31 protein-coding genes and 1 other RNA gene are annotated in these 25806 nt (G+C 65.8%); 13 read left to right on the top strand and 19 right to left on the bottom strand.

Translation table 11 applies throughout. The features are described from left to right. The first annotated feature begins 138 nt into the window (after positions 1–138). The 4 genes from ACNHKD_RS17485 to ACNHKD_RS17500 all read left to right on the top strand — a co-directional run bounded on the left by ACNHKD_RS17485 (position 139) and on the right by ACNHKD_RS17500 (position 3041). Entirely contained in the window at positions 139–1077 is a 939-nt protein-coding gene (locus ACNHKD_RS17485) for a hypothetical protein (protein ID WP_442754764.1), read from the top strand. Positions 1078–1157: 80 nt separating this feature from the next. Further along, positions 1158–1535 carry a hypothetical protein gene (locus ACNHKD_RS17490; protein WP_442754765.1) on the top strand — a complete coding sequence of 126 codons (378 nt, stop codon included), beginning with the start codon at positions 1158–1160 and terminating at the stop codon, positions 1533–1535. 265 nt (positions 1536–1800) lie between these two features. Then, complete coding sequence (gene rpsD / locus ACNHKD_RS17495; RefSeq protein ID WP_442754766.1) at positions 1801–2418, top strand: 30S ribosomal protein S4; 618 nt, start codon at positions 1801–1803, stop codon at positions 2416–2418. 167 nt (positions 2419–2585) lie between these two features. After that, on the top strand, positions 2586–3041 hold the full coding sequence (locus ACNHKD_RS17500; RefSeq protein WP_442754767.1) for a hypothetical protein: 456 nt from the start codon (positions 2586–2588) through the stop codon (positions 3039–3041). On the opposite strand, the gene ACNHKD_RS17505 is transcribed toward ACNHKD_RS17500, so the two are convergent. After that, positions 3025–3234 (bottom strand): hypothetical protein, encoded by a 210-nt coding sequence (locus ACNHKD_RS17505; RefSeq protein WP_442754768.1) that lies wholly within the window; start codon positions 3232–3234, stop codon positions 3025–3027. The genes ACNHKD_RS17500 and ACNHKD_RS17505 overlap by 17 nt on opposite strands. Before the next feature lie 109 nt (positions 3235–3343). Next, positions 3344–3985 (bottom strand): HPP family protein, encoded by a 642-nt coding sequence (locus ACNHKD_RS17510; RefSeq protein WP_442754769.1) that lies wholly within the window; start codon positions 3983–3985, stop codon positions 3344–3346. A gap of 162 nt (positions 3986–4147) precedes the next feature. Between ACNHKD_RS17510 and ACNHKD_RS17515 the strand changes: the two genes are divergently transcribed. After that, positions 4148–4366 (top strand): hypothetical protein, encoded by a 219-nt coding sequence (locus ACNHKD_RS17515; protein WP_442754770.1) that lies wholly within the window; start codon positions 4148–4150, stop codon positions 4364–4366. An 86-nt stretch (positions 4367–4452) separates the two neighbouring features. Continuing rightward, entirely contained in the window at positions 4453–5115 is a 663-nt protein-coding gene (locus ACNHKD_RS17520; protein ID WP_442754771.1) for a thioredoxin domain-containing protein, read from the top strand. A gap of 59 nt (positions 5116–5174) precedes the next feature. Here ACNHKD_RS17520 and recR read toward each other — a convergent pair whose 3' ends face one another. The 5 genes from recR to ffs form a co-directional block, all read right to left on the bottom strand. Further along, positions 5175–5780, bottom strand: coding sequence for a recombination mediator RecR (gene recR / locus ACNHKD_RS17525; protein ID WP_442754772.1), 606 nt, complete (start codon positions 5778–5780; stop codon positions 5175–5177). Positions 5781–5838: 58 nt separating this feature from the next. Then, the gene (locus ACNHKD_RS17530; RefSeq protein WP_442754773.1) at positions 5839–6165 is read right to left on the bottom strand and encodes a YbaB/EbfC family nucleoid-associated protein; all 327 of its coding nucleotides are present in this window, start codon (positions 6163–6165) and stop codon (positions 5839–5841) included. A gap of 12 nt (positions 6166–6177) precedes the next feature. Further along, the gene (locus ACNHKD_RS17535) at positions 6178–7959 is read right to left on the bottom strand and encodes a DNA polymerase III subunit gamma/tau (RefSeq protein WP_442754774.1); all 1782 of its coding nucleotides are present in this window, start codon (positions 7957–7959) and stop codon (positions 6178–6180) included. Positions 7960–8012: 53 nt separating this feature from the next. Beyond that, complete coding sequence (locus ACNHKD_RS17540) at positions 8013–8369, bottom strand: GFA family protein (RefSeq protein WP_442754775.1); 357 nt, start codon at positions 8367–8369, stop codon at positions 8013–8015. A 25-nt stretch (positions 8370–8394) separates the two neighbouring features. Further along, positions 8395–8491: signal recognition particle sRNA small type (gene ffs / locus ACNHKD_RS17545), an RNA gene on the bottom strand. A gap of 119 nt (positions 8492–8610) precedes the next feature. Here ffs and ACNHKD_RS17550 point away from each other — a divergent pair. From ACNHKD_RS17550 to hisG, 5 genes are all read left to right on the top strand, one after another. After that, complete coding sequence (locus ACNHKD_RS17550; RefSeq protein WP_442754776.1) at positions 8611–9396, top strand: bestrophin-like domain; 786 nt, start codon at positions 8611–8613, stop codon at positions 9394–9396. A 42-nt stretch (positions 9397–9438) separates the two neighbouring features. Next, entirely contained in the window at positions 9439–10575 is a 1137-nt protein-coding gene (gene solA, locus ACNHKD_RS17555) for an N-methyl-L-tryptophan oxidase (protein ID WP_442754777.1), read from the top strand. A gap of 91 nt (positions 10576–10666) precedes the next feature. Then, positions 10667–11623 carry a hemerythrin domain-containing protein gene (locus ACNHKD_RS17560; protein ID WP_442754778.1) on the top strand — a complete coding sequence of 319 codons (957 nt, stop codon included), beginning with the start codon at positions 10667–10669 and terminating at the stop codon, positions 11621–11623. Positions 11624–11787: 164 nt separating this feature from the next. Continuing rightward, positions 11788–12957 carry an ATP phosphoribosyltransferase regulatory subunit gene (locus ACNHKD_RS17565; RefSeq protein WP_442754779.1) on the top strand — a complete coding sequence of 390 codons (1170 nt, stop codon included), beginning with the start codon at positions 11788–11790 and terminating at the stop codon, positions 12955–12957. Beyond that, positions 12954–13916: an ATP phosphoribosyltransferase gene (gene hisG, locus ACNHKD_RS17570; RefSeq protein ID WP_442754780.1), complete on the top strand. Its 963-nt coding sequence runs from the start codon at positions 12954–12956 to the stop codon at positions 13914–13916. Before ACNHKD_RS17565 ends, hisG begins: the two co-directional genes overlap by 4 nt. A gap of 98 nt (positions 13917–14014) precedes the next feature. Here the strand turns inward: hisG and ACNHKD_RS17575 are convergent, their stop codons facing one another. From ACNHKD_RS17575 to coxB, 11 genes are all read right to left on the bottom strand, one after another. Continuing rightward, positions 14015–14809: a WecB/TagA/CpsF family glycosyltransferase gene (locus tag ACNHKD_RS17575; RefSeq protein WP_442754781.1), complete on the bottom strand. Its 795-nt coding sequence runs from the start codon at positions 14807–14809 to the stop codon at positions 14015–14017. 219 nt (positions 14810–15028) lie between these two features. After that, positions 15029–15631: a GNAT family N-acetyltransferase gene (locus ACNHKD_RS17580; protein WP_442754782.1), complete on the bottom strand. Its 603-nt coding sequence runs from the start codon at positions 15629–15631 to the stop codon at positions 15029–15031. 14 nt (positions 15632–15645) lie between these two features. Then, entirely contained in the window at positions 15646–17052 is a 1407-nt protein-coding gene (thrC, locus tag ACNHKD_RS17585) for a threonine synthase (protein WP_442754783.1), read from the bottom strand. A gap of 96 nt (positions 17053–17148) precedes the next feature. Continuing rightward, on the bottom strand, positions 17149–17886 hold the full coding sequence (locus tag ACNHKD_RS17590) for an SURF1 family protein (RefSeq protein ID WP_442754784.1): 738 nt from the start codon (positions 17884–17886) through the stop codon (positions 17149–17151). Then, positions 17883–18260 (bottom strand): DUF983 domain-containing protein, encoded by a 378-nt coding sequence (locus ACNHKD_RS17595; RefSeq protein ID WP_442756926.1) that lies wholly within the window; start codon positions 18258–18260, stop codon positions 17883–17885. The genes ACNHKD_RS17590 and ACNHKD_RS17595 overlap by 4 nt, the downstream gene beginning before the upstream one ends. A 94-nt stretch (positions 18261–18354) precedes the next feature. Continuing rightward, positions 18355–19245 (bottom strand): cytochrome c oxidase subunit 3, encoded by an 891-nt coding sequence (locus ACNHKD_RS17600; protein WP_442754785.1) that lies wholly within the window; start codon positions 19243–19245, stop codon positions 18355–18357. Positions 19246–19317: 72 nt separating this feature from the next. Then, a complete protein-coding gene (locus ACNHKD_RS17605; RefSeq protein ID WP_442754786.1) occupies positions 19318–19911 on the bottom strand; it encodes a cytochrome c oxidase assembly protein in 594 nt (197 codons plus the stop codon). A 1-nt stretch (position 19912) separates the two neighbouring features. After that, entirely contained in the window at positions 19913–20089 is a 177-nt protein-coding gene (locus tag ACNHKD_RS17610) for a hypothetical protein (RefSeq protein WP_442754787.1), read from the bottom strand. Between the two features lie 11 nt (positions 20090–20100). After that, positions 20101–21042, bottom strand: a complete 942-nt coding sequence (locus tag ACNHKD_RS17615) for a heme o synthase (protein WP_442754788.1) — start codon at positions 21040–21042, stop codon at positions 20101–20103. Between the two features lie 88 nt (positions 21043–21130). Continuing rightward, entirely contained in the window at positions 21131–22792 is a 1662-nt protein-coding gene (gene ctaD, locus ACNHKD_RS17620; RefSeq protein ID WP_442754789.1) for a cytochrome c oxidase subunit I, read from the bottom strand. A 39-nt stretch (positions 22793–22831) separates the two neighbouring features. Then, positions 22832–23701 carry a cytochrome c oxidase subunit II gene (gene coxB / locus ACNHKD_RS17625; RefSeq protein WP_442754790.1) on the bottom strand — a complete coding sequence of 290 codons (870 nt, stop codon included), beginning with the start codon at positions 23699–23701 and terminating at the stop codon, positions 22832–22834. A 363-nt stretch (positions 23702–24064) separates the two neighbouring features. Between coxB and ACNHKD_RS17630 the strand changes: the two genes are divergently transcribed. Together ACNHKD_RS17630 and ACNHKD_RS17635 are read left to right on the top strand one after the other, a co-directional pair. Continuing rightward, on the top strand, positions 24065–24598 hold the full coding sequence (locus tag ACNHKD_RS17630; protein WP_442754791.1) for an invasion associated locus B family protein: 534 nt from the start codon (positions 24065–24067) through the stop codon (positions 24596–24598). An 18-nt stretch (positions 24599–24616) separates the two neighbouring features. Further along, entirely contained in the window at positions 24617–25216 is a 600-nt protein-coding gene (locus ACNHKD_RS17635; RefSeq protein WP_442754792.1) for a hypothetical protein, read from the top strand. Between the two features lie 84 nt (positions 25217–25300). On the opposite strand, the gene ACNHKD_RS17640 is transcribed toward ACNHKD_RS17635, so the two are convergent. Then, positions 25301–25795, bottom strand: a complete 495-nt coding sequence (locus tag ACNHKD_RS17640) for a F0F1 ATP synthase subunit B family protein (protein WP_442756927.1) — start codon at positions 25793–25795, stop codon at positions 25301–25303. Between the last annotated feature and the right edge of the window lie 11 nt (positions 25796–25806).

Raw genomic sequence — 25806 nt, forward strand, 5'->3', positions numbered from 1 at the left:
CGTTCTTCCAGGACGCCGGTTTACCTCGCATTCACCATGTCCGAACATGTAGCGGCATTGTTAACCCTAATTCCATGCGGCCCGGCGAAGGTCTTCGCATCGTAGACGCTTGCTTGCCGAGACCGCCGGAGTTGCGTGATGAGTGCGACCTCTTTCGACCGAGACTATGACCGATCATCCATGGGCCCGCTGCGCGCGCGCCCGGCGGGCGTGAAAGCCGCCCTCGGGATGGGCGTCGGCGCCTCGGTCATCCTTGCGGCCGCCGCTCTGCTGATCCGCCATCCGGCGCCGATTCCGACGGTCGCCGACGCCGGGGCGCCGGCGGGCGTCGAGACCCGCGCGAAGATCGCCGCCAAGGCGGGCGCCGAACTCGAGACCGCGCTCGGAGCCAAGCCTTCCTCCGTCGCGGCGCTCGACATCGACGCGCCCGAATTCGCGCACGAGAAAAAGATCGTCGCCGTCGGCGAGACCAGGGACGGCGCCCCGCGCGTCGACAGCCTGACAGTCGGCCAGTTCGCCCTCGGCGCGCCCTTCCTGCGCGTCGACGTCCATCCCGACCTCGATCCCAAAACGACCAATCCCGACTTCTTCCTCGACATGAAGAACCACGCGCAGGCGGCTGGCCTGAATGTCGCGAAGATCGGCCAGCGCGCCACTTTGACCACGCGGTTCGGCGCTTTCGAAGCGGCGGACATCCGGCTCGCCCAACCGGACGGCGCGGGCGTCGAGGCGAGCGAGCGCGGCTGCCTCGCGGCCCGCCTGGTCGAGCCGAAAGCGCCGCTGGAGATCGCCGGCATCGCCTGCGGCGCGGCGGCGAAGCCGATCGACCGCGTCGCCTTCGCCTGCCTGCTCGACAAGCTGAACTATTCGGCGGGCGGCGACAACAGGCAGTTAAACGATTTCTTCCTCAACGCCGAGCTCGCCCGCGGCAAGGGCTGCGCGAATGTCTCGCGCGACGACCTCACGGCCGCCATCCCGCCCGCGCGGACCGCGCGCGCAAAGCCGGCCGCCCACGCCAAGAAGGGCCACGGCGTCGCGCGTTCGGCCCCGATTCACCCTGAGGCGGCGAAAAACTAGACGAGGGCAGGACAGTCGTCTCGCTTTTGCGAGACGATCCTATATGATGCGTCCGAAGCGTCGAGCCTGAGAGGATGGAGATGCGCAAGGGTTTTAAAGTGTCGGTGGGCCTCGCCTGCCTGGTCGCGATGGCCACGGGCGGCGACGCGCTCGCCAAGTCGCGCAACCGCCAGCCCGCCGGCTACTCGATCGCACATAACCGGGACGACTCCTTCAACCGGTCCGTCAGCCTGGGCCCCGGCGTTCCGGGCGCCACGCGCAGCTGGCTCGACCCCGGCACCAAGGTTCCCGTCGGCAGCACGAACCGCTACATGCTGCAGCAGACCTACTATAATCAGGATCCGATCCAGTCGAACCAGCGTAGCTGGTACATGCAGGAGACGCTGCCGACGCGGCCGCCCTACAACACCGACATGATCGTGCCCTACAATGAGGGCCTGCCGCTCGACTGGCCGTAATCGGCTTCTTGACTCGGGGAGCCGCTTCCTTTAGCTCCCCTCTTGGTCCGGCGCGGCGACGCGCCGGACAAGCACCCGTGGCGTTTGACCTAAACGCCTGTCGGCCGGTTTTCGGCAGAGGAGGGCGCGTTCTTGAAGCCCCGGCCCCGCGCCGGGCGCGTGCGAGAGACGCGGTTGTGGACGACGCCCCGAGCGAAGCGCTCCGGGCGCTTTTTCGTCTTTTCGCCTCTCGCGCGTAAACGCGACCATGAGAGGACGAACGTAAGTGACGAAGCGCGCTGAAGCCAAATACAAGCTCGACCGCCGCCTGGGCCAGAATATCTGGGGCCGCCCGAAGAGCCCCGTGAACCGCCGCGAATATGGCCCCGGTCAGCACGGCCAGCGCCGCAAGGGCAAGCTTTCCGACTACGGCACGCAGCTCAAGGCGAAGCAGAAGCTCAAGGGCTATTACGGCAACATCTCCGAAAAGCAGTTCCGTAAATATTACGCCGAGGCCATCCGCATGAAGGGCGACTCGGGCGACAATCTGATCGGTCTGCTGGAGCGCCGTCTCGACGCGATCGTCTACCGCGCCAAGTTCGTGCCGACCGTCTTCGCGGCGCGCCAGTTCGTCAATCACGGCCACATCCGCGTCAACGGCAAGCGCGTCAACATCCCGTCCTATCTCGTTAAGGTCGGCGACGTGATCGAGGTGAAGGAATCCTCAAAGCAGGCCGTGACGGTTCTGGAGTCCGTGGCCCTCGCCGAGCGCGACGTGCCCGAATATTACGACGTCGATCACTCCAAGATGGTCGCGAAGCTTTCGCGCGTCCCGCACGCGACGGAAGTGCCCTATCCGGTCCAGATGGAGCCGAACCTCGTCATCGAGTTCTATTCGCGCTAATCGCTGCGAAAGACTCCGTAACCTTGACGGCGCCGGCGTCTCCAACGTCGGCGCCTTTCTGTTGGGCGGCCTTGGGCGCGGGCGTAAATCGGCCCGCTTTGCCACCGGCTCGCCGATCCGATACCGTTCCTGTCCATCGCCCGACCGCCGCTTTCCCCCGATGCAGGATGATTACGAAAGACCCCTCGATCCCGGAAACGCCCGTCGACAGACATTATGTCGAATTCCAGCACCACGCGATCGAATTTCTCGTGGCGCAGCTCATCGACTTCAGGAAGGTCTTCGAAGGGGATCTGGACGAGTCTCTCATCTTCCTGACGCTGGCGCGCTACCATTTGCGTGAGGAGCGCATCGGCGCGCCGGACAACGACCTCGAATATCTGCCGGTCCATTCGCTGCCGCAGGCGCGAATATCGGAAATCACCGAAATCCCGAGAGAGACGACGCGACGCAAGCTTCTCGCGCTGGAAAAGCGCGGGCTTATCGAAAAAGACGCTCAAGACAGGTGGCGGATCGCAACCCGCGACGGCGTCCCGGTCATCCGCACCGAATATGCCGACTACTGGCGCCGGGAGATGCAGCGGCTCTTAAAACTCATCCGAGCGCTCAAACCTTACGTTTGAGATCGTCCCTGCGCTCCTCTATCAAGATGGCGGCCTTCTCGGCGACGCGCGACCAGGCGCGGTAGCCTTCTTCGTCGCCGATGGCTCTGTAGGCGAGCGCTTCATTCCGCGCGTCGCGATGCGCCTCTTCCTTCCGCCAGGCGCATAGAGCCCTCGCGTAGATGTCGATGGCCTCATCAAGCGTAATGTCCATGGGGCCTCGCCCTTTGCGCCATTCCGGGAAAATGGGCCGCCGTTTCCAGCGGCCCAAGTCTGGGAGGACGCCCCAAAGAGGAGCAACCGAGCGGGGGGAACCGCTGGCCTCATGACGTTATTTGATCGACGCCCGCCGCATCAACGCCGTCTCGCCCATTTTGGGGTAATGCCAGGGCTTCCGACAATTTGTCGCGCCCCTGCCTCTCGCGGCCGCCCGCCTCGATGTCCTGCCCTTTCTTCGCCTCAAGGCGCGCGAGCGGCTTCTCGCGACGGGCGCGAAACAATCCCCGGGTCGCATAACCGAGCCCGGCGATGAGCCCGACGCCCGCGACGATCGCCGCGATCGTGCTCCAGACGGGGCGCATGCCGCCGAGCGTGATCAGCATCGTCGTTGCGGCGGCGGGGGGATGTTTGGCGTCGATCAGAGATTGCAACAGGAGCGTCATCCCCACTGCGAGCGCCGTCGCGGCGGCTCGGCTTGCGTCCACAGCGCCGGCGTCGAACGCCGAGGGCGTTCCCTGGGCGCCGAACACGAACAGCGCGCCAAAGCCCATGACGGCCCCGATCGCGTGGCCGGCGAAGACGTTCCGGGGCCGCTCGGCGGGGTTCGTCGCCAGGAGGAAAAGCGTCGGCCCCAGGCTTGGAAAAAGCCATGGCTGCCCCACCAGGACAGCTAGCGCGCCGACGAGGCTCATGACCAATGTGGCGAACAATGCCGGCTTCGCCGCCTCCGCGATCCCTTGGCGCATTTCGAAAACCATTCCTCCCGCGCCCAGTCTAAGGCATCAGGCGGGAGACCCCGAGTTCCAGCGGGAATTCGTTACGCGCCAAGCGGAAGGTCCAGGGCGCGCCGCTTTCGCAAAGACGCGCAGGCGCGTTATGATCGCCCAAAAACAAGCCCGGGGAGGAAAATGTCTTATTTCACAAACAGGAATCCAAAGCCGAAGGAGCGCAGCCAGACGCCGCTATGGTTCGCCATCGGCGGCCTGCTCGTGAGCCTTGCAAGCTTCAGCGTGCGGGATCTCCAGATCGGCGACGTCGTCTTCTGGGCGGGCGGGGTCTTCGCGGCCATCGCCTTGATCTATTATTTCGCCCAGCCGACCCACGGCTTTCGCGCCCGGAAGAAATAAGGCGGCCCAAGGGGCAAATAGCCTTTGCCGCCGTCGGCGGAGCGACTATGTTCGCTCCGCCTTTCATTGTCAAAAACGGACCGCTCATGTCCTTCCCGATTTTCGCGCCCTCGCGCCGCCGCGTGCTCTCTTTCGCGGCTGGCGCGCTCGTTCTTGTCCTCAGCCCGGCTTTGGCGGGCGATAAAGCCCCTGCGGGCAAGGTTCCGGTCGAGGAGCTGATGGCGCCGAACGCGCTGCCCGACATTGTCGAGGGAGACGCCAACGCTCCGGTGACGATCGTCGAATACGCCTCGATGACCTGCAGCCATTGCGCCGCCTTCCACAAGGAGGTCTATCCGGCGCTGAAAAAGAATTATGTCGACACGGGCAAGGCGAAGTTCATCTTGCGCGAGTTCCCGCTCGATCCGCTCGCGGCCGCCGCCTTCATGCTGGCGCGCGAATTGGGCGACAAGCGCGACGCCGTCGTCGACCTCCTCTTCGCACAGCAGAAAAACTGGGCCTTCATCGACAATCCGCTCGACGGCCTCGCCAACGTGCTCAAGCAGACGGGCCTCGGGCAGGACAAGATCGACGCGGTGCTGAAGGACAAGGCGCTTTACGAGAAGATCAACGCCGTCCGCACCCGCGCCAGCGAAAAATTCGGCGTGAACTCGACGCCCACCTTCTTCGTCAACGGCGACAAATATACGGGCGAAATCAGCATCGACGATCTCGGCAAGATCATCGCCGCGCATATGCCGGCGAAGTAGGGACCGCGCGCCTTCTGGCGCGTGCGCTTTCGGGACTGCGCGCCAGAAGCGCGCGGTCCTCAAAACGCGGTCCGGCGCTCCAGCGCCGCGGCGAGCGTGCCTTCATCCAGATAATCCAGCTCGCCGCCGACCGGCACGCCATGGGCGAGACGCGTCACCTTCACGCCGGTCGACGCCAGCAAATCCGCGATGTAGTGCGCCGTGGTTTGGCCATCCACGGTCGCGTTCACCGCGAGCACGATTTCGCCTGTCTCCCCTGCCCGAACGCGCTCGACGAGGCTCGCAATCGTCAGATCCTCCGGCCCCACGCCGTCGAGCGGCGAGAGCACGCCGCCGAGCACGTGGTAACGCGCTTTGAGAAGCCCGGCGCGCTCCAGCGCCCAGAGATCCGCGACCGTCTCCACGACCACGAGGATCGACGGGTCGCGCCGCGCGTCGCGGCAGATCGTGCAGGGATCGCTCGTATCGATATTGCCGCAGACGGAACAGGAAACGATCTTTTCGCGCGCCACGTGCATGGCGTCCGCAAGCGGGGCCAGCAGCTCCTCGCGCTTGCGGATGAGATGCAGCGCGGCGCGGCGCGCCGAACGCGGGCCAAGCCCCGGCAATCGCGCAAGCAACTGCACGAGACGTTCAATTTCAGGACCTGCGACGCGTTCGGCCATGGGTTCTCGCTTCACCGCGGCGCTAAAACCCCCTCTTCCCGCCGGCGGAGAGAGGGGATCAACCGAACGGCAGCTTGAAGCCCGGCGGCAGTTGCAGCCCGCCGGTCATCGCCTTCATCTTCTCGGCCATCGCCTCGTCGGCCTTGGCGCGCGCCTGCATGTGGGCGCTGAGGATGAGGTCTTCGAGAATTTCCTTCTCATCCGGTTTCACCAGGCTCGGGTCGATCGAGATCGACTTCATCGCGCCCCTGGCGGAGAGCGTCACCTTCACGAGCCCTCCCCCGGCCTCGCCCTCGACTTCCGTGTTTTCGAGTTCGAGCTGCGCTTCGGCCATCTTGGCCTGCATCTGCTGCGCCTGCTTCATCAGGCCCATGAAATCCATCATCGACGCTTCTCCTTAGTCTTCCTCGGGCGGCGACATGTCGTCATATTGAACCTCCGGCGCTTCTTCCGCGTCGAAACGCACGGGCTCCCTGCCGCGCACGGCGACGATCTGCGCGCCGGGGAAATGCGCGAGCACGCTCGCCACGACGGGATCGGCCTCGAGTCCTGAGCGCTCCTCGCGCTCTCTCGCCTCGCGCTTCTCCTTCAGCGTCGGCGCGCCGCCGGAGGCGACGATCGACACCATCCAGCGTTCGTTCGTCCACAGTTGCAGTTTCTGCATCAGCGCGGAGGCGAGATCGCGCGAGCCGCCGGGCGCGAGCTCGAACTCGATGCGGCCGCGCTCGAAGCGGACGAGGCGCACATCGGATTCAAGCGCGACCTTCAGGCGTATTTCGCGCTTCTCCTCGGCGAGCGCGACCAGCGCCTCGAAACTCGCAATGGCGGCGCCGGGAGCGGCCGGCGCCGGCGATGCGACAGCCGGTCTGGCGGCGGGCGCGCGCATGACCGGCGAAGACGCGGCCACCGCGACCGGCGCGCCGCGCGGCGCGCTCATCGGGGCCTGCGTCGCCTGTCCGGCGCCCGGCGCGCCTTGGCCCAGTTGCTTCAGCACGTCGCCCGGCGTTGGCATGTCGGCGGCATAGGCCAGCCGCACCAGCACCATGTCCGCCGCCTGCAAGGGACGCTGCGAGCCGCGCAACTCGTCGACGCCTTTCATGAGGATCTGCCAGGCGCGCGTCAGCGCGGGAACGGAAAGCTTCCCGGCCGCTTCGCCGCCGCGACGCTGCTCCTCAGGCGTCAGCGCCGCCGATTGCGCGGTTTCGGGCGCGAGCTTCAGGCGGGTCGCGAGATGCGTGAATTCCGCCATTTCCAGCAGCACCTGCGCGGGATCGGCGCCGCCATTGTACTGGTCTTCAAGCAAAGTGACGGCTTTGGCGACGTCGCCCGCCATCGCCGCCTCGAAGAGGTCGATCACGCGCGACTTGTCCGCGACGCCCAGCATGAGGCGCAGATCGTCGGCGCGGATCGCGCCGTCCGCGCTATGCGCCGAACCGTAGGCGATCGCCTGATCGAGGAGCGAGAGCGAATCGCGCACGGAGCCTTCCGCCGCGCGCGCGATCATGGCGAGCGCGTCCGGCTCGATCTCGACTTCCTCCTTCTCGCAGATCTTGCGCAGATGCCCGGCGAGAAGCCCGGCGTCGATGCGGCGCAGATCGAAGCGCTGGCAGCGCGAGCGCACCGTCACCGGCACCTTGTCGATCTCGGTCGTCGCGAAAATGAACTTCACATGCTCGGGCGGCTCTTCGAGCGTCTTCAGCAGGCCGTTGAATGCGGCCTTGGAAAGCATATGAACCTCGTCGATGATGTACACTTTCGTGCGCGCCATCACCGGGCGGTAGCGGGCGTTGTCGATGATCTCGCGAACGTCGTCGATGCCGGTGTGCGACGCCGCGTCCATCTCAAGCACGTCGACATGGCGCGAGTCGATGATCGCCTGGCAATGGACGCCCAATTCGTCCATGTGGATCGTCGGCTTGTCGACGCCCTTCGCCGGCAGCGCGTAATTGAAGGCGCGCGCGAGGATGCGGGCGGTCGTGGTCTTGCCGACGCCGCGAACGCCGGTGAGCAAGTAAGCCTGATGGATGCGGCCGAGATCGAACGCGTTTTCGAGCGTCCGCACCATCGGCTCCTGGCCGATGAGGTCGGCGAAGCTCGACGGGCGGTATTTGCGCGCGAGAACGCGGTAGGCGGCGGGCGAGCCGGCGTTCGGCGAGTCGGGAAACAGCGCGTCGTCCATGGCCGAATTCTAGAGGTTCGCGCGCTTCATTTCCACCGCGGCGCAGCAAAAACTCAAAGGCTCCGCCCGTCGTAATGCGAGGATTTGAGCGCCCGCGGATCGACGCCGTTGAGGCAATTGACGTTCACGGCGACGACCGCGGATCCATCGGGGCCAACGCCGTAGGCGAAGGGCTCGATTCCGCAAACCTTGCAGAATTGATGAGCGATCTTCTTTGTGTTGAAGCGATATTCGGTCAGCGAGTCGGCGCCCTTCTCCAGCCGGAACCTGTCGGCCGGCGTGAAGCTCAGCACGGAACCCAGCCGCTGGCAGCGGGAGCAATTGCAGGTGACGGTTTGGCCAAGATCGAGCGTCGCGTCGAAAGAGACCGCCTGACACTGGCAGGACCCGTGGTAGGACGCCTCGCTCATGCGCCGGACTCCCATGAGAAACCACGGTAGGAGGCTGGACGGAGACCCGCTCAAGCTCGTTAGGGCTGCTTCCTTCCGGACCTGACCCGGTTGGCGAGTGAAACGTCCAACGCCAACCTCCCGGCCCCTATGTGGCAGAGGATCGACGCCGATGCAAGAGGGTCGCCGCCCGAGAAAAGCGCTGGCGCGGCTGCGCTTTCCAATGTCCTATGCGGCGGCGCAACCGATTCGCGGAGGGCGGATGCTCGTTCACATCGGCGTTCTACATCTGTGGATGGAGCAGTCGACGGAGGTCATGGCGCTCACAGCCGGCGCCGCCTTCGCCGCCTTCGCGCTCCTTGTCTGCTGGCTGAGCTTCGCCTCGCCCGTCGCGCCCATGATGCAGAAATGGAAGGGCGTCGTCCCGCCCTTCGTCGGCGTGCCGGCGACGCTGTTCGGCCTGCTGATGACCTTCCTCTCGCAGGACGTCTGGGACGCGAACCGTCGCGCCTATCGCGAGGTCGCCGTGGAGCGCGAGCAGCTCACGACGCTCCTCGCCCTGAGCGAAAGCCATGGCTCCGACGCCGGCGATCTGCCCCGCGCCGTTCGCGCCTATGTGGAGGCTGTTGTCGGCCTGGAGTGGAAGACGATGGAGAATGGCGAGGACGCGCCCGAGGCCGAGGCGGCGCTCGACCGGCTGATCCGCGCCGCGAGCAACGCCAGGATCGAGCCCGCCTTCCAGCGCGTCCTGATCGATACGGTGATGAAGCTAAGATCCGCGCGCGAGGAAAGGCTCGCCATCGCCGGCGCCTATCCCGACGACCGCAAATGGGCGGCGGTGATCCTCATCGCCTTCATCACACAGGCGAGCCTCGCCGCGGTGCATCTGGACCGCGCGCGCCCGCAGCTTCTCGCCCAGGCGATCTTCGCTGCGGCCGCCATCGTCGCGATCGCGCTTGTCGCTTCCGTCGAGGAGCCCTATTCGCCGCCGAACGCTGTGAGCTCCGAACCGCTCGAGAGGCTGTTGGACGGGCTGCCGGCGAGCTGAGCGCGTCGGCCCTGTCTGCCCCCTTCCCCGCAAGGCCCCTGCATGAGCAATGTTTTTGACGTTATCGTCATCGGCCTCGGCGCGATGGGCGCTTCGGCCTGCCATCATCTTTCCGCGCGCGGCCATCGCGTGCTGGGGATCGAGCAGCATCGTCTGGCGCACGACCGCGGCAGCTCGCATGGCGAGACGCGTCTCATCCGCAAGGCCTATTTCGAAAATCCGAGCTACGTGCCCCTGCTCGCGCGCGCCTTCGACCTTTGGGAGGCGCTGCAGGCCGAATGCGGGGAGACGCTTTTCGAGCGCAACGGCCTCGTGACTTTCGGACGCCCCGGCGAAAGCAGGGTTTATGAAGGGACGCTGGCGAGCGGGCGCCTCTATGCAATTCCCACGGAGCGGCTCGATCGCGACGAGGCGCTGCGCCGCTGGCCCATTTATCGCCCGCCGGAAGGCTTCGCGGCGGCTTACGAGCCGGGCGCCGGCTTTCTTTATGCGGAGAAATGCGTGCTCGCCCATGCCCGGCAGGCGCGCGCCCGCGGGGCGGTTCTTAAGGAAAACGAGCCGGTCCTCGATTTTCGCGTCGAGCGCGGCCGGGCGCATGTGCGCACGACGCAGGGGGTCTATTCCGCCGCCCGGCTGATCGTCGCCGGGGGCGGCTGGAGCGCCCGCCTGCTCAGCGAGCTTGGCCTGCCGCTGGGGTTGCGGAAGATGACGCTGGGCTGGTTCCCCGCCGGACAAGAACACGCCGCCGCGAAAGGAACGCCCGGCTTCGTCTTCGATCTCGACGAGGATTTCTACTACGGCTTCCCGCAGATCGACGGCGAGAGCGTCAAAACCGCAGGGCATCGCCGCTTCGAGCCTCTGGAAAAGCCCGAAGGCAAGGACCAGCCGCCGGCGCCCGAGAGAATAGGGGCGTTGCGCCGCTTCGTGCGCGACTGCCTGCCCTGCGCCTCCGACAGGCTGCTGCGCTGGTCCAACTGCATCTACACGATGACGCCCGACGAGGATTTCATCATTGATCGGGGCCCCGCGACGCCGGAATTGATTTTCGCCGCCGGCTTCTCCGGCCATGGCTTCAAATTCGCGTCGGTCGTCGGGGAGATTCTCGCGGACCTCGCCGTTGACGGCGCGACGAGGCAGCCCATCGGGTTTCTATCCGCATTGCGCTTTGGATCGAGCTGATCGGGCGCCGCCCATTGGAACAGGCCAAGCACGCCCCGCGTTACGCGCTTCGAAGGCTGACAGGGGCGTTTCGAGCTCAAGGTCGAATTCCATGGCGAGGCAGAGCGACAGAGACGACGAACAGCGAGGCGAAGGCATTTCCGAGAAGGGAGCCGGAAACGGCGAGCGGCGAAAGGCCGACGCCATTCAGATGCTGAAAGACGACCATCGCCGCGTGGAGCAGCTCTTCGACAGATATGAGCAGGCGAGGCGCCGCGCGGAGAAATCCAAGATCGCGCAGGAGATCTGCCTCGAGCTGACGATCCACGCCGAGCTCGAGGAAGAAATCTTCTATCCGGCGTGTCGCGAGCATGTGGACGATCCGCTGCTCGACGAGGCGCAGATCGAACATGACACGGCGAAAATTCTCGTGGCGGAAATCGCGATGGGAACGCCGCAGACCGACCCGTTCTTCGACGCCAAGGTGACGGTGCTGGCGGAATATGTCCGCCACCACATTCAGGAGGAGGAGAAGAACGTCGACAGCATCTTCGCCAAAGCGCTCGAAGGCGGCGTCGACACGGCGAAACTCGGCGAAAGGATGATGAAACGGCGCGAGCAGCTCATGGACGAATTCTCCGAGGAGCTGTTGCTGCCGCAGCCCAAGGCGCTGCATGTCCAGCTCGCGCAGGAGGAAGAGGTTTGGGCGGAACCGCCCGGCCGCGCGGCCGGACGCGGGCGCCGCGCCGAACCTCGCAGCGTCTGGTCCGAAGAGCCCGGAGGCTGGGAGGAAGAGGAAGAGGGCCAGGAGCGCGGCTATTACGACGAGCGGCGCGCGGCCCGCGGCGCGCGCGGGGAGGAAGGCCGCGGCTGGCGGGAGCGCCAGGGCGAAACCCGCGGCGCGCGGCCCCGTGAAGCGGGGCGCGGCATGGGCCGGGGCGAAACCGGCCGCGGCGAGGAGGCAAGGAGCGCCACGGGGCGCGGCGGCGGACAGGAGCATCGCGGCTGGCGCGGCGACCCCGAGCGCCATTCGGAAGCCGCGCGCAGGGGCTGGGAGCACCGGCGCTGACCTTGCCCCGTCCTCATCAGGGTCTATCCGAGCCGCGGCCCGCGCCGCGGCTCTTTCTTTTGTCGAAAAAAGCGCCCGCCGCATTCACCTTTTGCGCCGAAAGCGGGTGCGCCGCCGCAGGCCAGTTGCTAAAGAAAGCGCAAAATCAGGAAGGAAAATTGCGCGTGACCGCCGCGACCGACAAAGCCCCAGACCGCCAAGGCTCCGACCGGCGAGCCGCCGACCGACTCGCGGCCCTCCTCGCGCATTTCGAACGCGCGGGCTTTGCGCGCCACGAGCCGAAGCTCCTGCAGCCGGCGGGCGTCTTTCTCGATCGCTCGGGCGAGGATTTTCGCGGCCATCTCTATCTGACGACCGACGCCTCCGGCGCCGAGTTCTGCCTGCGCCCCGAATACACGATTCCGGTCTGCCTCGATTATCTCGCCTCGCCGCAGGCGGGCGCGGCCGCATCCTTCGCCTATGGCGGCTCGATCTTCCGCGCGCCGCCGCATGGCGCCGCCGGGCAAGGCGAATTCTTGCAGGCGGGCATCGAGAGTTTCGGCCGCGACGACCGCGAGGCCGCCGACGCGGAAATTCTGGGCGCAGCGCTCGACGCGGCCGAGGGGGCCGGCGCCAAGGGCCTCACTGTGCGCATCGGCGACGCCGGGCTCGTCGGCGCCTTTCTCGACGGGCTTGACCTGCCGCCCGTATGGCGGCGGCGCGTCGAGACGGGTCACGCAAGAGGACAGTCCGTCGCCGATATCTTCACGCCGCCGCGCCGCAACGGCGCCGAGCAGGCGGGCGTCCTCGCAGCGCTGACCAAGGTCGACCCCGCCGACGCGCGCCGTCTCGTTGAAGACCTTCTCTCCATCGCCGGCATCACGGCGGTCGGCGGGCGCAGCCCGGCCGAGATCGCCGAGCGCTTTCTCGATCAGGCGACGCTCGCCGAAGGCGCCGTCGTCTCGGTCGAGAAGCGCGCTTTGGCCGAGGCCTTCTTCGCGATCGAAGGCGCCCCGGACATCGCCTCGGCTGCTTTGCGCAAGCTCGCCGACGACGCGAAGCTCGACCTCATGGCCGCGCTCGATTCCTTCGACACGCGCGCGAGCTTCATCGCGGCGCGCGGCCTCAATCTCGACGACATGCTCTTCTCCGCGAGCTTCGCCCGCCATCTCGACTACTATTCCGGCTTCGTTTTCGAGGCGCGCCATGCCGCCGCGCGCGAGCCCGTCATTGGCGGGGGCCGATACGACCGCCTTCTGAAGACGCTCGGCGCCGGGGCCGACATCCCGGCCGTCGGCGCCGCCATTTGGATCGACCGTCTGGACAGCGCCGCGCGCGCGGGAGTCGCGGCATGACGCGGAAACTCATCGTGGCGACGCCCTCCAAGGGCCGCCTTCAGGAAAACGCCAACGCCTTTTTCGCCCGCGCGGGCCTCGAACTGACGCAGGGCCGCGGCGCTCGCGACTATCGCGGCGCCGTCGCGGGACTCGACGGCGCCGAGGTCGCCTATCTCTCGGCGTCCGAAATCACCGGCCGCCTCGCACGCGGCGAAGTGCATTTCGGCATTACCGGCGAGGATCTGGTGCGCGAGGAGATCGCCGATCCCGACAGCAAGGTGGAGCTCATCGCGCCGCTCGGTTTCGGCCACGCAAATGTCGTCGTCGCCGTTCCGCAGGCCTGGATCGACGTACGCGCCATGGCGGACCTCGCCGACATCGCCGACGGCTTCCGCGCGCGCCACGGGCGCGGGCTGCGCGTCGCGACGAAATATATCAACACGACGCGCCGCTTCTTCGCGCAGCACGCGGTCGGCGACTATCGCATCGTGGAAAGCTCCGGCGCCACGGAAGGCGCTCCCGCAGCCGGCGCCGCCGACCTCATCGTGGACATCACCACGACCGGCGCGACGCTCGCCGCCAATGCGCTGAAGGTTTTGGACGACGGCGTGATCCTGCGCTCGCAGGCCAATCTCGTCGCCTCGCTCACCGCGCCCTGGAGCGAGACGGCGCGCGAAGCCGCCCGCATCATCCTCTCGCGCATCGCCGCCGAAGAAGCGGCGCGCACCACGCGCGAAGTGCGCGCGGCCGTGTCGCTGAACGAGGAATGCTTGCAGGACGCGCAGGCGACATTCGGCGCCGTCCTGCGCGATCGCAACGGCGGAACCGCGATCTTCGCCTGCCCGACGAATCGAGTGGCGGCGCTGGCCGACTGGCTGATTGGCAAGGGCGCGCAGCGCGTGACGAGCGCGCGGCTAGATTACGTCTTCCTCGCGAGCAATGCGCTGTGGGGGAGACTGGCGGGGCGGATCGGCTGAAAGCAGGATTGCGAAAAACTCCGAAGCGACGCTCGAACTCTCCAACAAGCCTTTACAATCTATCTGCGAGGGCGCGCGGACGGATTTGTCCAGTCCCCTTATCGCGTCTGCGTCAGCAGCAGATACGCCGCGACCGGATTCGTCGTCAGATAGCGCTTCACCAACCGCCTCGGTTCGAGGCTCAGACGGAACGCCCATTCGAGACCGGCCTCCTGCATCCATTGCGGGGCGCGTTTCCTGGCGCCGGCGATGAAGTCGAAGAGGCCGCCGGACGTCTTGATCATCTTAACATTCTTGAGACGGTGCGCGTGGTCGTGCACGAATTGCTGCTCGAGCGGCACGCCCATGGCGAGCCAGAGAATGTCGGGCGCGAGCGTGTTGATCTCATCAAGCTTGGCGTGCAACGCGGCGCCCTTCAGATAGCCATGAGAGCGGCCGAGAATGTTCACGCCCGGCGCGATGCGCAGCGTGTTCTCATATGCCGCGCGATTGACCTCTTCGCTCGCGCCGAAAAGATAGAAAGTCGCGCCCGTCTCCTGCGCCATTCGCGCCACGATCGGATAGAGGTCGGTCGTGGCGACGCGCTCGGGCAGCGGCTCGCTAGAGAAGATTTTCGACGCCGCGACAAGCGGCTGGCCATCCGCCGCGATCGAGTCGGCGCGATCGATGAGCTTGGCGAATTCCCTGTCGAAGAAGCGGCGGGCCAGCACCTCGCCATTGACGGAGGAAAGGTAATAAGGCCCCTGCGCCCGCGCCGGCTGCCACGCCAGGTCGAGCATCAGCCGCGCCATCTCCTGGAGATCGAGACAGGCGACGCGCGCGCCGCCGACAAAGGTCGTCCTCACACGATCAAGATCAGCCGCCACCGCTTCACCCTGGATGCTGGACCGCACTGCGTTTGGCGGAATCGCCCGGACGCAGGCAATGCGATCGATTCTGAGGTTCGGAGCGCGCTCCCTGTGAAAGGCGGTTACCGCTTTTCACAAACCGCGCTCCGGCCTCAATGCGCAAAATTCTACGCGAGGAGCAGCGTCGCCTCAGCAATTGGCGCGAAACATGGTCAATGAGGGGCTAATCATGGGCCGGCGGAACCTTGACGCGCCTTGACGCTTTCAGCCTCCGCGCGGCTTGGCGGGCGGGATGGGATCCGATTCAAGAAGCGCGAAGAGCAGATGATCGCGCCATTCGCCGTTGATGTTGAGATAGGCGCGCGCATAGCCCTCCTGCTTGAAGCCGACGCGCTCCAGCAGGCGCCGCGAGGGCTCGTTGTTGGGCAGGCAGGCGGCCTCGATTCGATGCAGGCCCTGCTTATCGAAAATATAGGCGCAGGCCGCGCGGACGGCGCGAGTCATATAGCCCCGGCCGGCGTAAGGCTCGCCCATCCAGTAGCCGAGCGTCGCCGCCTGTGAGACCCCGCGCCGGACATGGCCGAAGGAGAGTCCGCCGACCAGCACGTCGTCTTCCTCACGGAAGATGAAGAAGGAATACGCCTCGTCGCGCGCCATCTCTTCGGCGTGGCGGCGCACGCGATAGCGGAAGCTTGCGCGGGTGAGGTCGTCCGCCGGCCAGATCGGCTCCCAGGGCGTGAGAAAGGCGCGGCTTCGGTCGCGCAAGGTCGACCATTCCACATAGTCGCGCATTTCCGAGGGACGCAGATAGACGCCGTCGCCCCGAATGGGCATGTCGCGACGGCCGATGACGCCAAAGAGAGCCATGCCGAAACTCGCCGTCATGCCCTGGCCGCGCGGGCGCGCTCCGAGATGAAGGACATCACGCGCGCTTCATCGTTTTCCAGGACTGTGAAACGCTCCGGCCCATCGAGCTTCGCGGCGAGGGCGTCGGGCAGGCGCGGACGACGGCCGATGGCGCGCTCGATCGCCTCGGGAAATTTCGCCGGATGCGCCGTCGAGAGCGCGATGACGGGCGTCGTCGAATCCTGGGCGAGACGCGCGCGCGCCGCGCGCACGCCGGTCGCCGTGTGCGGATCGAGCACATAGCCCGCTTCTCGCCAGGCGCGCGCGATTTCGTCCGTCGTCTCCGCCTCGCCGACCGACATGGCGTCGAATTCGGCGCGAATGGCGGAGAGCGCGGCCGCGGGAATTTCAAAGGCGCCGGACTGCTCGAGCGAGGCGAAGGCGGCGCGCACCGCAGCGTGATCGCGTCCGCAGGCGTCGAACAGCAGCCGCTCGAAATTCGACGAGACCTGAATGTCCATCGAGGGCGACTGCGTCGGCGTCACGCCGCGCGGCTCATAACGGCCCGTCGCCAGGGCGCGGGCGAGAATATCGTTGGCGTTGGTCGCGACGATCAGGCGCTCCACCGGCAGGCCCATATGTTTCGCGATATAGCCCGCGAGCACGTCGCCGAAATTGCCGGTAGGCACGGCGTAGGACACATGGCGGTGCGGCGCCCCGAGCGTGACGCCGCTCGTGAAATAATAGACCATCTGCGCGACCACGCGCGCCCAGTTGATGGAATTGACGCCGGCAAGTCCGACGCGCTCGCGGAAGGACGGATTGCGGAAGAGACGCTTGAGAATGTTCTGCGCGTCGTCGAAAGTCCCCTGCAGCGCGATCGTGTGGACATTGCCGTCCGCGACGGTCGTCATCTGCTTGCGCTGCACGTCGGAGACGCGGCCATTCGGATAGAGAATGAAGACGTCGACGCGCGGCAGGCCGCGAAAGGCTTCAATCGCCGCCGCGCCCGTGTCGCCCGAAGTCGCGCCCACAATGGTGGCGCGCAGGTTACGCTTCTCGAGCACGTCGTTCATCATGCGGCCGAGAAGCTGCATCGCCAGATCCTTGAAGGCGAGCGTCGGGCCGTGGAACAGCTCCAGCACGAAAAGATTGTCGCCGATCTGCGTCAGCGGCGCGATCGCGCGATGGCGGAAGCTGGCATAGGCCGCTTCGGTCTGCGCGCGCAGCGCCGAGCACGACGCCTCTTCCGTCAGGAACGGCGCGATGAGCCGCGCGGCCGCTTCGGCATAAGGGACGCCCGCCAGCGCGGCGACGTCCTTGGGCGCGACATGCGGATAGGCGAAGGGCGCGTAAAGCCCGCCGTCGGTCGCGAGGCCGGCGAGCAGAACGTCATCGAAGGCGAGCTGCGCGGCTTCGCCGCGCGTCGAGAGATAGCGCAATTTTGAATCCGTCAGGCAGGAGACGCGAGAGAGACGCGCGCCGCTCCCTTTCATAACATATTCACGGCCGCCGCAAGGCGCTCGCGGATCGCGCCGTCATGCGTCGCGGGCGAGCTTTCCGCGCGCATAAAGCGCGAAAACCACCACAAGCGCCGCCGCCAGCGAAAACCAGGTGAAGGCGTAGGAAAGGTGGTTGTTGACGAATTCCGGCGCGACCGCGACCAGGCGCGGGAAACCGTTCCGTCCGGCGCCGGACGGGGCTTCGAGCGCAAGGGTGAAGGGCGCCGCCTCGCCAAGGCCGAGCGCCAAGGCGATAGCCGCAGGGTCGCGGGTGAACCAGACGCGGTTCCCGGGCGTATCCGCCGGCGTGAATATGTTTCGTGTCTGCGGCGCGCGCAGGAGGCCGGAAATCTCGATTTCGCCCGGCGGCGGCGCACGGCCGGCGGCGTCCGTCGTTCTGGAGGCGGGCGCGAAACCGCGCTCGACAAGAATCACGCCGCCTGCCGAGAGCGCAAAAGGCGTAACCACCATATAGCCAGGCTCGGCTCCAAAGCCCTCCGGCGGCTTCATGAAGATCAGCGCGTCGCCGCCGTCGAGGTAATGGCCGGAAGCGCGCACATGGGTGAATTCGTAATCGGCCGGCGCCAGGGCCGCCCATCGCGCGCGCGGGGCGAGCTCGGCCGGCGCGACATGGGCGCGCGCCTCCACGCGCGCGATAAGCGCTTCCTTCTCGCCGAGGCGCCGGACCTGCCAGGCGCCCAGACTTACGAGGATCGCAAAAGCGAGCGTCGCCGCCATGGCCTGCCATAGCAGCGCCCGCGCGGCGCGGCTCATGACTCGCGGCGGCCCTCTTCAGCCTTGTTGAAATATTGCAAGGCGATGAGGAGACCCTTGGTCGGCCGCAGCAAACCAATGCAGACCAGGGCCGACAGCGGCAGGAAGATGAGGGCGTGCACCCAATAAGGCGGCTGGTAGACGACCTCGATATACCAGGCGAGGCCAACAATGATGAAGCCGGCGATGGTCATGACGAAGATCGCCGGACCGTCGCCGGTGTCGGCGAAGGAGAAGTCGAGACCGCAGACCTCGCATTTCGGCGCAACCGCCAGCAGGCCCTGCATCATGTGTCCCTTGCTGCAACGGGGGCACCGTCCGAGCAGACCGTCAATATAAATTTGGGCGGGGGGATAAACCTGCTCTTCGGCCATCTCTAGCTCGCTTCCATAAGAAAACGGCCACGGCGGCGCCGTGACCGTCGGCATTCGGTCCTCGGAGGCCGGCGCGCGATGGCGCGCCGTGCGCTTACTCCATCGCGCCGCCCCAGTTCCCCCACACATATATGCAGCAGAACAGGAAGAGCCAGACCACGTCGACGAAGTGCCAGTACCAGGCTGCGAATTCGAAGCCGAGATGCTGATCCGGCTTGAAGTGGCCCCTGGTGGCGCGCAGCAGGCAGACGATCAGGAAGATCGTGCCGACGATGACGTGGAAGCCGTGAAAGCCGGTCGCCATGAAGAAGGTCGAGCCGTAATTCGTGGCTGCGGGATGCGCCGGATCGAAGGAAAAGGCGAAGGGGGCGTGGGCGTATTCCCAGCCCTGGATCGCCGTAAAGAAGAGACCGAGGCCGATCGTCGCGAGCAGGCCCTTCTGGAGCTGCGCCCGGTCGCCATGCAGGAGGCCGTGATGCGCCCAGGTCAGCGTCGCGCCTGAGGTGAGCAGGATCACCGTGTTGAGGAGCGGCAGCTTCCAGGGGCTCAGCACCTCCATGCCCTTCGGCGGCCAGACGCCCTGGAAGAGTTCGGTGCGCGTCACCTGCCAGACGTCGTCCGGGAAGATGGACGAGTTGAAGAAGGCCCAGAACCAGGCCACGAAGAACATGACCTCAGAAAGGATGAAGAGGATCATGCCGTAGCGGTGATGCAGTTGCACGACCGGCGTGTGATGGCCCTCGACCTGCGCCTCGCGGACAACATCGCTCCACCAGGCGTACATGACCCCCAGGATCGCGGCGAGGCCCGCGAAGAACAGCGTGCCGCCCCAGGTCTGGCCGAGGATCGGCGCGCCCTTGTGCTGGGCCATCCACATGATGGCGCCGATGGCGGTGAAGAGCGCGGCGAAAGCGCCTGCGATCGGCCACGGACTCGGATCGACGAGATGATAGTCGTGTTGAGGTTTCGCGTGTCCGTCGGCCATTTTTACTTTTCCTCGTCATTCGCCAGTCGCCCGGCGTGTTCCAGGTTTAAGCGTCCCCGGCGCCGCCGGGGCTCAGGACTTGGGCTTCTGTCCGGCCGCGTCGCTCGTCTTGGCTTTCGCCGGCGTCTTGGTCGGGTAGAAGGAATAGGAAAGCGTGATCTCCTCGACGCGCCGCATCGCCTCGTCCTTTTCGAGCGCGGGATCAAGATAGAAGACAACCGGCCATTCCGCCGTTTCATGCGGGCCGAGGCGCTGCTCGTCGAAACAGAAGCAGGCGATTTTCACGAAGAAGGCGCCGGCCTGATCGGGGCTCACATTATAAGCCGCCTGCCCGCTCGTCTCCTTGTCCGAATTGTTTACGGCCTTGTAGTAGACAGTCGTCGTCTCGCCGGTGCGCAATGAAATCTTCGCCGCTTCCGGCTCGAAGCGCCACGGCAGCTCGCGCGCGACGTTGGCGTCGAAACGCACGACGAGACGGCGCTCCCCCTGTCTCGTCGCGCCGGCTTTCGCGATCTGCGGCGTGCCGCCGAATCCGGTCGCGGCGCAGAAGGCGCGGTAGAGCGGCACGGAGGCGAAGGATAGGCCGAGCATGCCAACCGAGCCGACGACAAGCGCTGCGGCAAGGGCGCGCGGGCTCCATTTCGCCTGCCGGACGGGTTCGGTCATGTCAGATCTGCCGGTTGGCGACGGCGCCGCCGAGCTTAACCAGCGTGACGGCGTAGAACAGCGCGGCCAGCAGCGCCACCGTGATTCCGATGGCGATGTTGCGCGCGCGTCGGCTCTTCTCCTGCTCGGGCGTCAACACGACGCCGTCTTCGGACTGTTCTCGTTGCTCGATGCTCATCACGGGTCCCTTCAGACGATGCCGGCGAGATGCAGCGCGCGTTCGCCGACGATGATCAGGAACAGCAGGAAGAGATAGGAAATCGAGAAAAGGAAGAGCTTCATCGACGCCCGGCGGGCGGCGTCGCCCTCGCGCTTGCGATAGACCTGCGCGGCGAGCCAGACCAGATAGGCCCCGGAGACCGCCGACGCGGCGCCGTAGACCGGCGAAGCGAAGCCCATGAGCCAGGGCGCGACGCCCAGCGGCGCCAGCAGGACGGCATAGACCAGGATTTCGAGACGCGTGCGGTCGGCGCCAAGGACATTCGGCATCATCGGGACGCCCGCGCGGCCGTAATCGTCGCTCTTGACGAGCGCGAGCGCCCAGAAATGCGGCGGCGTCCAGACGAAGATGATCGCGAAAAGGATGACGCTGGCGAGCCCGATCTGACCGGTGGCGGCGGCGTAGCCGACCATGGGCGGAAGCGCGCCGGCCGCGCCGCCGATGACGATGTTCTGCGGCGTCGAGCGCTTCAGCCACATTGTGTAGATCACGACATAGAAAAAGATGGTGAAGGAGAGGAGCGCGGCGGCGAGCCAGTTGGTGGCGAAGCCGAGCGTGAACACGGACAGCATCGACAGCACCAGGCCGAAGGCGAGCGCCGATTCGGGCTCGAGCCGGCCCGCCGGAATCGGCCGCTGGGCGGTGCGCGACATAACGGCGTCAATATCGGCGTCGTACCACATATTCAGCGCACCGGAGGCGCCGGCCCCGACGGCGATGGCGAGAATCGCCGTGAAGGCGATGAGCGGATGCGGCGGGACCGGCGCGAGAACGATTCCCGCCAGCGCGGTCAACACCACGAGCGACATGACCCGGGGCTTCAGCAGCAGGACATAATCGGAAGGCGATGCGACGGGAATGCGCGGGGAAACGCGCTGGACGTGATCGCCGAGATAGGAAGCGTCGCTCATCGCTCGTCCGGTGGATGTCTTAACGGGCAAAAACGCCGAAAGCTCGTTGACGGGCGGCCGGCGCGGAAACCGCGCCGGCCGCATTGCTCTACTGGTGGCCCGGGCCGGAGATGCGCGGCAGCACCTCGAACTGATGGAAGGGCGGCGGCGAAGGCAGCGTCCATTCCAGCGTCGTGGCGCCCGCGCCCCACGGATTCGCGCCCGCTTCACGCTTCTTCATGAAGGCCTCGATGACCGCATAGAAGAAAATCAGCATGGACAGGCCGCCAATGAACGCGCCGATCGACGAGATGTAGTTCCAGAGCGCGAAGGCGTCCGGATAGTCGATATAGCGGCGCGGCATGCCGGCGAGGCCGAGGAAGTGCTGCGGGAAGAAGGTGAGGTTGATGCCGATGAAGAGCACGATGAAGTGAAACTTCGACAGCGTCTCGTTGTAGAGATAGCCCGTCATCTTCGGGAACCAGTAGTAGAAGCCCGCGAAGACGGCGAACACGGCGCCGAGCGACATCGTGTAGTGGAAATGCGCCACCACGAAATAGGTCTCGTGGAGCTGACGGTCGGCCGAGGCGTTCGCCAGAACGACGCCGGTGACGCCGCCCATGGTGAACACGAAGATGAAGCCGATCGCCCAGACCATCGGCGCGCGGAACGAGATCGAGCCGCCCCACATGGTCGCGATCCAGGAGAAGATCTTGATGCCCGTCGGCACCGCGATCACCATCGTGGCGAAGACGAAGTAGCGCTGCGCGTTCAGCGACAGGCCGACCGTATACATGTGGTGCGCCCACACGATGCAGCCGAGGAAGCCGATGCAGACCATGGCGTAGGCCATGCCGAGATAGCCGAAGACCGGCTTCTTCGAGAAGGTCGACACGATGTGGCTGATGAGGCCGAAGGCCGGCAGGATCAGCACATACACTTCCGGATGGCCGAAGAACCAGAACAGATGCTGGAACAGCAGCGGATCGCCGCCGCCGGCCGGATCGTAGAACATGGTGCCGAAATTGCGGTCCGTCAGCAGCATGGTGATCGCGCCGGCGAGAACCGGAAGCGTCAGCACCAGCAGGAAGGCCGTCACCAGCATGGCCCAGGCGAAGAGCGGCATCTTGTGCAGCGTCATGCCCGGGGCGCGCATGTTGAAGATCGTGGTGATGAAGTTGATCGAGCCGAGAATCGACGACGCGCCGGCGAGATGCAGCGAGAGGATGACGAAATCCATGGCCGGGCCGGGATGGCCGATATTCGAGGAGAGCGGCGGATAGAACACCCAGCCGCCGCCGAAGCCCAGCATGCCCGGGGCGCCTTCGACGAACATCGACAAGACCAGAAGGATCAGCGAGACGGCGAGGAACCAGAAGGAAATGTTGTTGAGGCGAGGAAAGGCCATGTCCGGCGCGCCGATCATGATCGGCACGAACCAGTTGGCGAAGCCGCCCATCAGCGCCGGCATGACCATGAAGAAGATCATGAGCACGCCATGAGCGGTGATGAAGACGTTGTAGAGATTCTTCGCCGGATCGAGCCCCATGGACGGATCGGCGCCGTTGATGAGCTTGGCCAGCCCCGGGAACACGTTAATGCCCGGATACATCAGCTCGGCGCGGATGCCGATCGACATGAGCAGGCCCACCAGACCGCCGATGACGGCGAGGATCAGGTAGAGCGTGCCGATGTCCTTGTGGTTCGTGGAGAAGAGAAAGCGGCGCAGGCCCCTGGGATGGTCATGCGCTCCGGCAGTCGAACTCGCCATCGTTTGTTCCTCGATGTCTTAGTTTGTCTTGCGTCCGTATCAGCGAGCCTGCTCGCTCGAAGCGAGGCGCGTCGGAGACTCGGCGGCGGAGAACTTCTTCTTCGACTCGGCCAGCCACTCCTCATATTTGTCGCGGCTCACGACGCGGATCGCCATCGGCATGAAGGCGTGGTCCTTGCCACAGATTTTCGAGCACTGGCCGTAATAGACGCCTTCCTTCTCCGCCTTGAACCAGGTTTCGTTCAGACGGCCCGGCACCGCGTCCATGCGGACGCCGAAAGCCGGAATGACGAAGGAGTGAATGACGTCGGCGGCGGTGATCTGCAGCTTCACGACTTCGTTCACCGGGACATAGGCCTCGTTGTCGACGGCGAGCAAACGCGGCTCGCCCTCCTTGAGCTCCGCCTCCGGCTTCATGAGCTGGTCGAAGCCGAAGCCGCCGCCCTGATCCTCCGGATACTTGTAGGACCAGTACCACTGATTGCCGGTGACCTTGATCGTGATCTTGGATTCAGGAATCTCGACCTGATGGGCGAGGATGCGGAAGGACGGAATGGCGATTGCGACCAGAATGAGGATCGGCGCCAGCGTCCAGACGATTTCCAGGCCCGTATGGTGCGTGAGCTTGGAGGGAACGGGGTTGGACTGCTCATTGTAGCGCCAGGAGACGTAAAGGAGCAGCCCGAGAACCGACAGCGCGATGAAGGTGATGATCGGCAGGAGCAGCGCGTTGTAGAACGCCTGCGTCTCGCGGCCGACCTCGGTCACCGTCGCGGGCAGGCCGATGCCGCCCGGAGTCGGCTGACCCTCGACCTGCGCGTAGGCGAAGCCGGCGAAGAGGATGACCGGAAGCGCGACTGCCGCCGCAAGCGCTCGGCCGGAAAGGTAGTTTCGATTGCCCGTGGACATGCAGGTCGCCTTTCGCACCTTCTCGTCAGTCAGTCTGGTTTTTATGCAAATTTCGGACGCGCTTCCGCCGCCGAGAGCTTTCGCCCGACATGGGCCCGGTTCAACCACAAACGCAGGTCAGGCGCAATTGCTGCGTCGCCGTATTTTCGTAGACAAATAGTCGCGCCAAAAAGGCTTGCGGGAGGTTGCGGCGCCGTGCCTGCGCCGGGCCCGCGCGCGGCGCGCACGACGCCGCGCGGCTTGACAGCCCGGGTTCATTTGCTAGGCAAACGGGGCCTCTCGCGAAGCGAAGCGACGCCCAGATGCGGCCCGTTTTCGCCGCCAAAGTTCGCGGATGGAGGCAGGTATGCTGCTGGAGCCGACATGAATCCTTTGCGCGCCGCGTCACCCCTCGTCCCGTTGCGACATCTCGTCGCGGGCTTTGCCGGAGCCCTGCTGGCGTTTGCGGCCAGCGGCGACGGCCATGCGCAGGGCGTGGTGAAGTCCAAATTCGGCGACTGGGAAATCCGTTGCGAAACGCCGGCCGGCGCGACCGCCGAGCAATGCGCGCTGATTCAGAGCGTCGTCGCCGAGGACAAGAGCAACGTCAATCTCGTCGTGATCGTCCTGAAGACGGTCGACGGCAAGAGCCGCCTCCTTCGCGTCATCGCGCCGCTCGGCGTGCTGCTTCCCAACGGGCTTGGTCTGAAAATCGACGAAACCGACATTGGCCGCGCCGGCTTTGTCAAATGTCTTCCCACGGGCTGCGTCGCCGAAGTCGTTATGGACGACAAGCTGATTGACCAGCTCAAAAACGGAAAGACGGCCACCTTCATCATTCATCAGGTGCCCGAAGAGGGCATCGGCCTTCCACTCACCCTGCAGGGCTTCAAGGAAGGCTATTCCAAACTCCCCTGAAGGAGCGGGCGCGCTTAAATGAAAAATGCTTTCGTGGGATGGGCGGCGATCGCCCTCGCGGTATGCCTCGCCGCGCAAGAGGCGGAGGCCTTCGAACTGCCGAAGGTCGGCATGCCGGAGATGCTCGGCGGCGGGTCGGACGCGCCGCAAGCGCCGGGGGCGACGGCCGATTGTCCGGTCGTCGTGGTCGATGACGGCGCGCAGATGATCCGCTCGCCGGCCGGCGCCGACGCCGCCAATGTCCATCATCAGGTCTCGATCAAGTCGACCGCGCGCGAGTGCGTCGTCAATGGCCCCAACCTGACGATCAATGTCGGCGTTGAAGGAGACGCCATGCTGGGTCCGACAGGGTCGCCGGGCTCCTATGGCGGAACGATCCGCGTGGCCCTGCGTCGCACGACGGACAATTCAACGCTCGCGTCCAAGAACTACCGCGTCAGCGCGACAATCCCGCCAAACGCCGCCCGCGCCGATTTCCGCCTGCTCGCCGAGCCCATCTCGGCGCCCGCGAGCGGCAAGGCGCATGAGGAATATGAGATTGTGGTGGGCTTCGCCGACGGCGCCGCCTCCGAGCCCGGCGACAAGCCGGTTCGCAAAAAGAAGAAGGGCCGGCGCTGACGCGCTCGACCCTTCGTCCTCCTTGCGATCTGGATCCACGCTGCGTTTAGGCTAAGCGCACAACGCGGATCTAATTTCGCGTGGTCAGTTCGAAACGTAACGCGCGTGCTCGGCGAGCGCTTTCACCTCGTTGATGCCGGCGGCGACGAAGTCCTTCGCAGCGCCCCTGGCGAGGACGCGCTCGGCGACCTTTACGGCGGCGTCGGCGGCGGCGGCGCGCACTTCAGTCGCGGCCTGCGCCTCGGCCTGTGCGATTTTCTGCTCGACCTGCTTCACGCTGCGCGCCATGAATTCGTCGAGACGACGCTTGCCTTCAGCGGCGATGAGCTCGGCCTCTTCCTTCGCCTGCGCGACGATCGCCCTGGCTTCGGCCTCGGCTTCCTCACGCTTCTTTTCGAAGGAGGCGAGCAGCGACTCCGCTTCCGTGCGCAGGCGCTCGGCTTCCGCCAGTTCGCTCTTGATGCGGTTGATGCGTGAATCGATCAGCGCGGCGAGCTTGGAGTGGGCGCCGACCCAAAGCAGCGCGAGCACGAAGATCGTGAATCCGATGGCGACGTAGAATTCCGCGTCGAAATGCAAGGACATGGGAC

Origin of the sequence: Methylocystis sp. JAN1 (assembly GCF_052186135.1) — a bacterium.
Lineage (GTDB): Bacteria > Pseudomonadota > Alphaproteobacteria > Rhizobiales > Beijerinckiaceae > Methylocystis.

Excerpts from the sequence above, each read along its gene's own strand:
- ACNHKD_RS17485 (WP_442754764.1), top strand. The coding sequence starts at position 139 with ATGAGTGCGACCTCTTTCGACCGAGACTATGACCGATCATCCATGGGC.
- ACNHKD_RS17490 (WP_442754765.1), top strand. The coding sequence starts at position 1,158 with ATGCGCAAGGGTTTTAAAGTGTCGGTGGGCCTCGCCTGCCTGGTCGCG.
- ACNHKD_RS17500 (WP_442754767.1), top strand. The coding sequence starts at position 2,586 with ATGATTACGAAAGACCCCTCGATCCCGGAAACGCCCGTCGACAGACAT.
- ACNHKD_RS17505 (WP_442754768.1), bottom strand. The coding sequence starts at position 3,234 with ATGGACATTACGCTTGATGAGGCCATCGACATCTACGCGAGGGCTCTA.
- ACNHKD_RS17510 (WP_442754769.1), bottom strand. The coding sequence starts at position 3,985 with ATGCGCCAAGGGATCGCGGAGGCGGCGAAGCCGGCATTGTTCGCCACA.
- ACNHKD_RS17515 (WP_442754770.1), top strand. The coding sequence starts at position 4,148 with ATGTCTTATTTCACAAACAGGAATCCAAAGCCGAAGGAGCGCAGCCAG.
- ACNHKD_RS17520 (WP_442754771.1), top strand. The coding sequence starts at position 4,453 with ATGTCCTTCCCGATTTTCGCGCCCTCGCGCCGCCGCGTGCTCTCTTTC.
- recR (WP_442754772.1), bottom strand. The coding sequence starts at position 5,780 with ATGGCCGAACGCGTCGCAGGTCCTGAAATTGAACGTCTCGTGCAGTTG.
- ACNHKD_RS17530 (WP_442754773.1), bottom strand. The coding sequence starts at position 6,165 with ATGATGGATTTCATGGGCCTGATGAAGCAGGCGCAGCAGATGCAGGCC.
- ACNHKD_RS17535 (WP_442754774.1), bottom strand. The coding sequence starts at position 7,959 with ATGGACGACGCGCTGTTTCCCGACTCGCCGAACGCCGGCTCGCCCGCC.
- ACNHKD_RS17540 (WP_442754775.1), bottom strand. The coding sequence starts at position 8,369 with ATGAGCGAGGCGTCCTACCACGGGTCCTGCCAGTGTCAGGCGGTCTCT.
- ACNHKD_RS17550 (WP_442754776.1), top strand. The coding sequence starts at position 8,611 with ATGCTCGTTCACATCGGCGTTCTACATCTGTGGATGGAGCAGTCGACG.
- solA (WP_442754777.1), top strand. The coding sequence starts at position 9,439 with ATGAGCAATGTTTTTGACGTTATCGTCATCGGCCTCGGCGCGATGGGC.
- ACNHKD_RS17560 (WP_442754778.1), top strand. The coding sequence starts at position 10,667 with ATGGCGAGGCAGAGCGACAGAGACGACGAACAGCGAGGCGAAGGCATT.
- hisG (WP_442754780.1), top strand. The coding sequence starts at position 12,954 with ATGACGCGGAAACTCATCGTGGCGACGCCCTCCAAGGGCCGCCTTCAG.
- ACNHKD_RS17580 (WP_442754782.1), bottom strand. The coding sequence starts at position 15,631 with ATGGCTCTCTTTGGCGTCATCGGCCGTCGCGACATGCCCATTCGGGGC.
- ACNHKD_RS17590 (WP_442754784.1), bottom strand. The coding sequence starts at position 17,886 with ATGAGCCGCGCCGCGCGGGCGCTGCTATGGCAGGCCATGGCGGCGACG.
- ACNHKD_RS17595 (WP_442756926.1), bottom strand. The coding sequence starts at position 18,260 with ATGGCCGAAGAGCAGGTTTATCCCCCCGCCCAAATTTATATTGACGGT.
- ACNHKD_RS17600 (WP_442754785.1), bottom strand. The coding sequence starts at position 19,245 with ATGGCCGACGGACACGCGAAACCTCAACACGACTATCATCTCGTCGAT.
- ACNHKD_RS17605 (WP_442754786.1), bottom strand. The coding sequence starts at position 19,911 with ATGACCGAACCCGTCCGGCAGGCGAAATGGAGCCCGCGCGCCCTTGCC.
- ACNHKD_RS17610 (WP_442754787.1), bottom strand. The coding sequence starts at position 20,089 with ATGAGCATCGAGCAACGAGAACAGTCCGAAGACGGCGTCGTGTTGACG.
- ACNHKD_RS17615 (WP_442754788.1), bottom strand. The coding sequence starts at position 21,042 with ATGAGCGACGCTTCCTATCTCGGCGATCACGTCCAGCGCGTTTCCCCG.
- ctaD (WP_442754789.1), bottom strand. The coding sequence starts at position 22,792 with ATGGCGAGTTCGACTGCCGGAGCGCATGACCATCCCAGGGGCCTGCGC.
- coxB (WP_442754790.1), bottom strand. The coding sequence starts at position 23,701 with ATGTCCACGGGCAATCGAAACTACCTTTCCGGCCGAGCGCTTGCGGCG.
- ACNHKD_RS17630 (WP_442754791.1), top strand. The coding sequence starts at position 24,065 with ATGAATCCTTTGCGCGCCGCGTCACCCCTCGTCCCGTTGCGACATCTC.
- ACNHKD_RS17635 (WP_442754792.1), top strand. The coding sequence starts at position 24,617 with ATGAAAAATGCTTTCGTGGGATGGGCGGCGATCGCCCTCGCGGTATGC.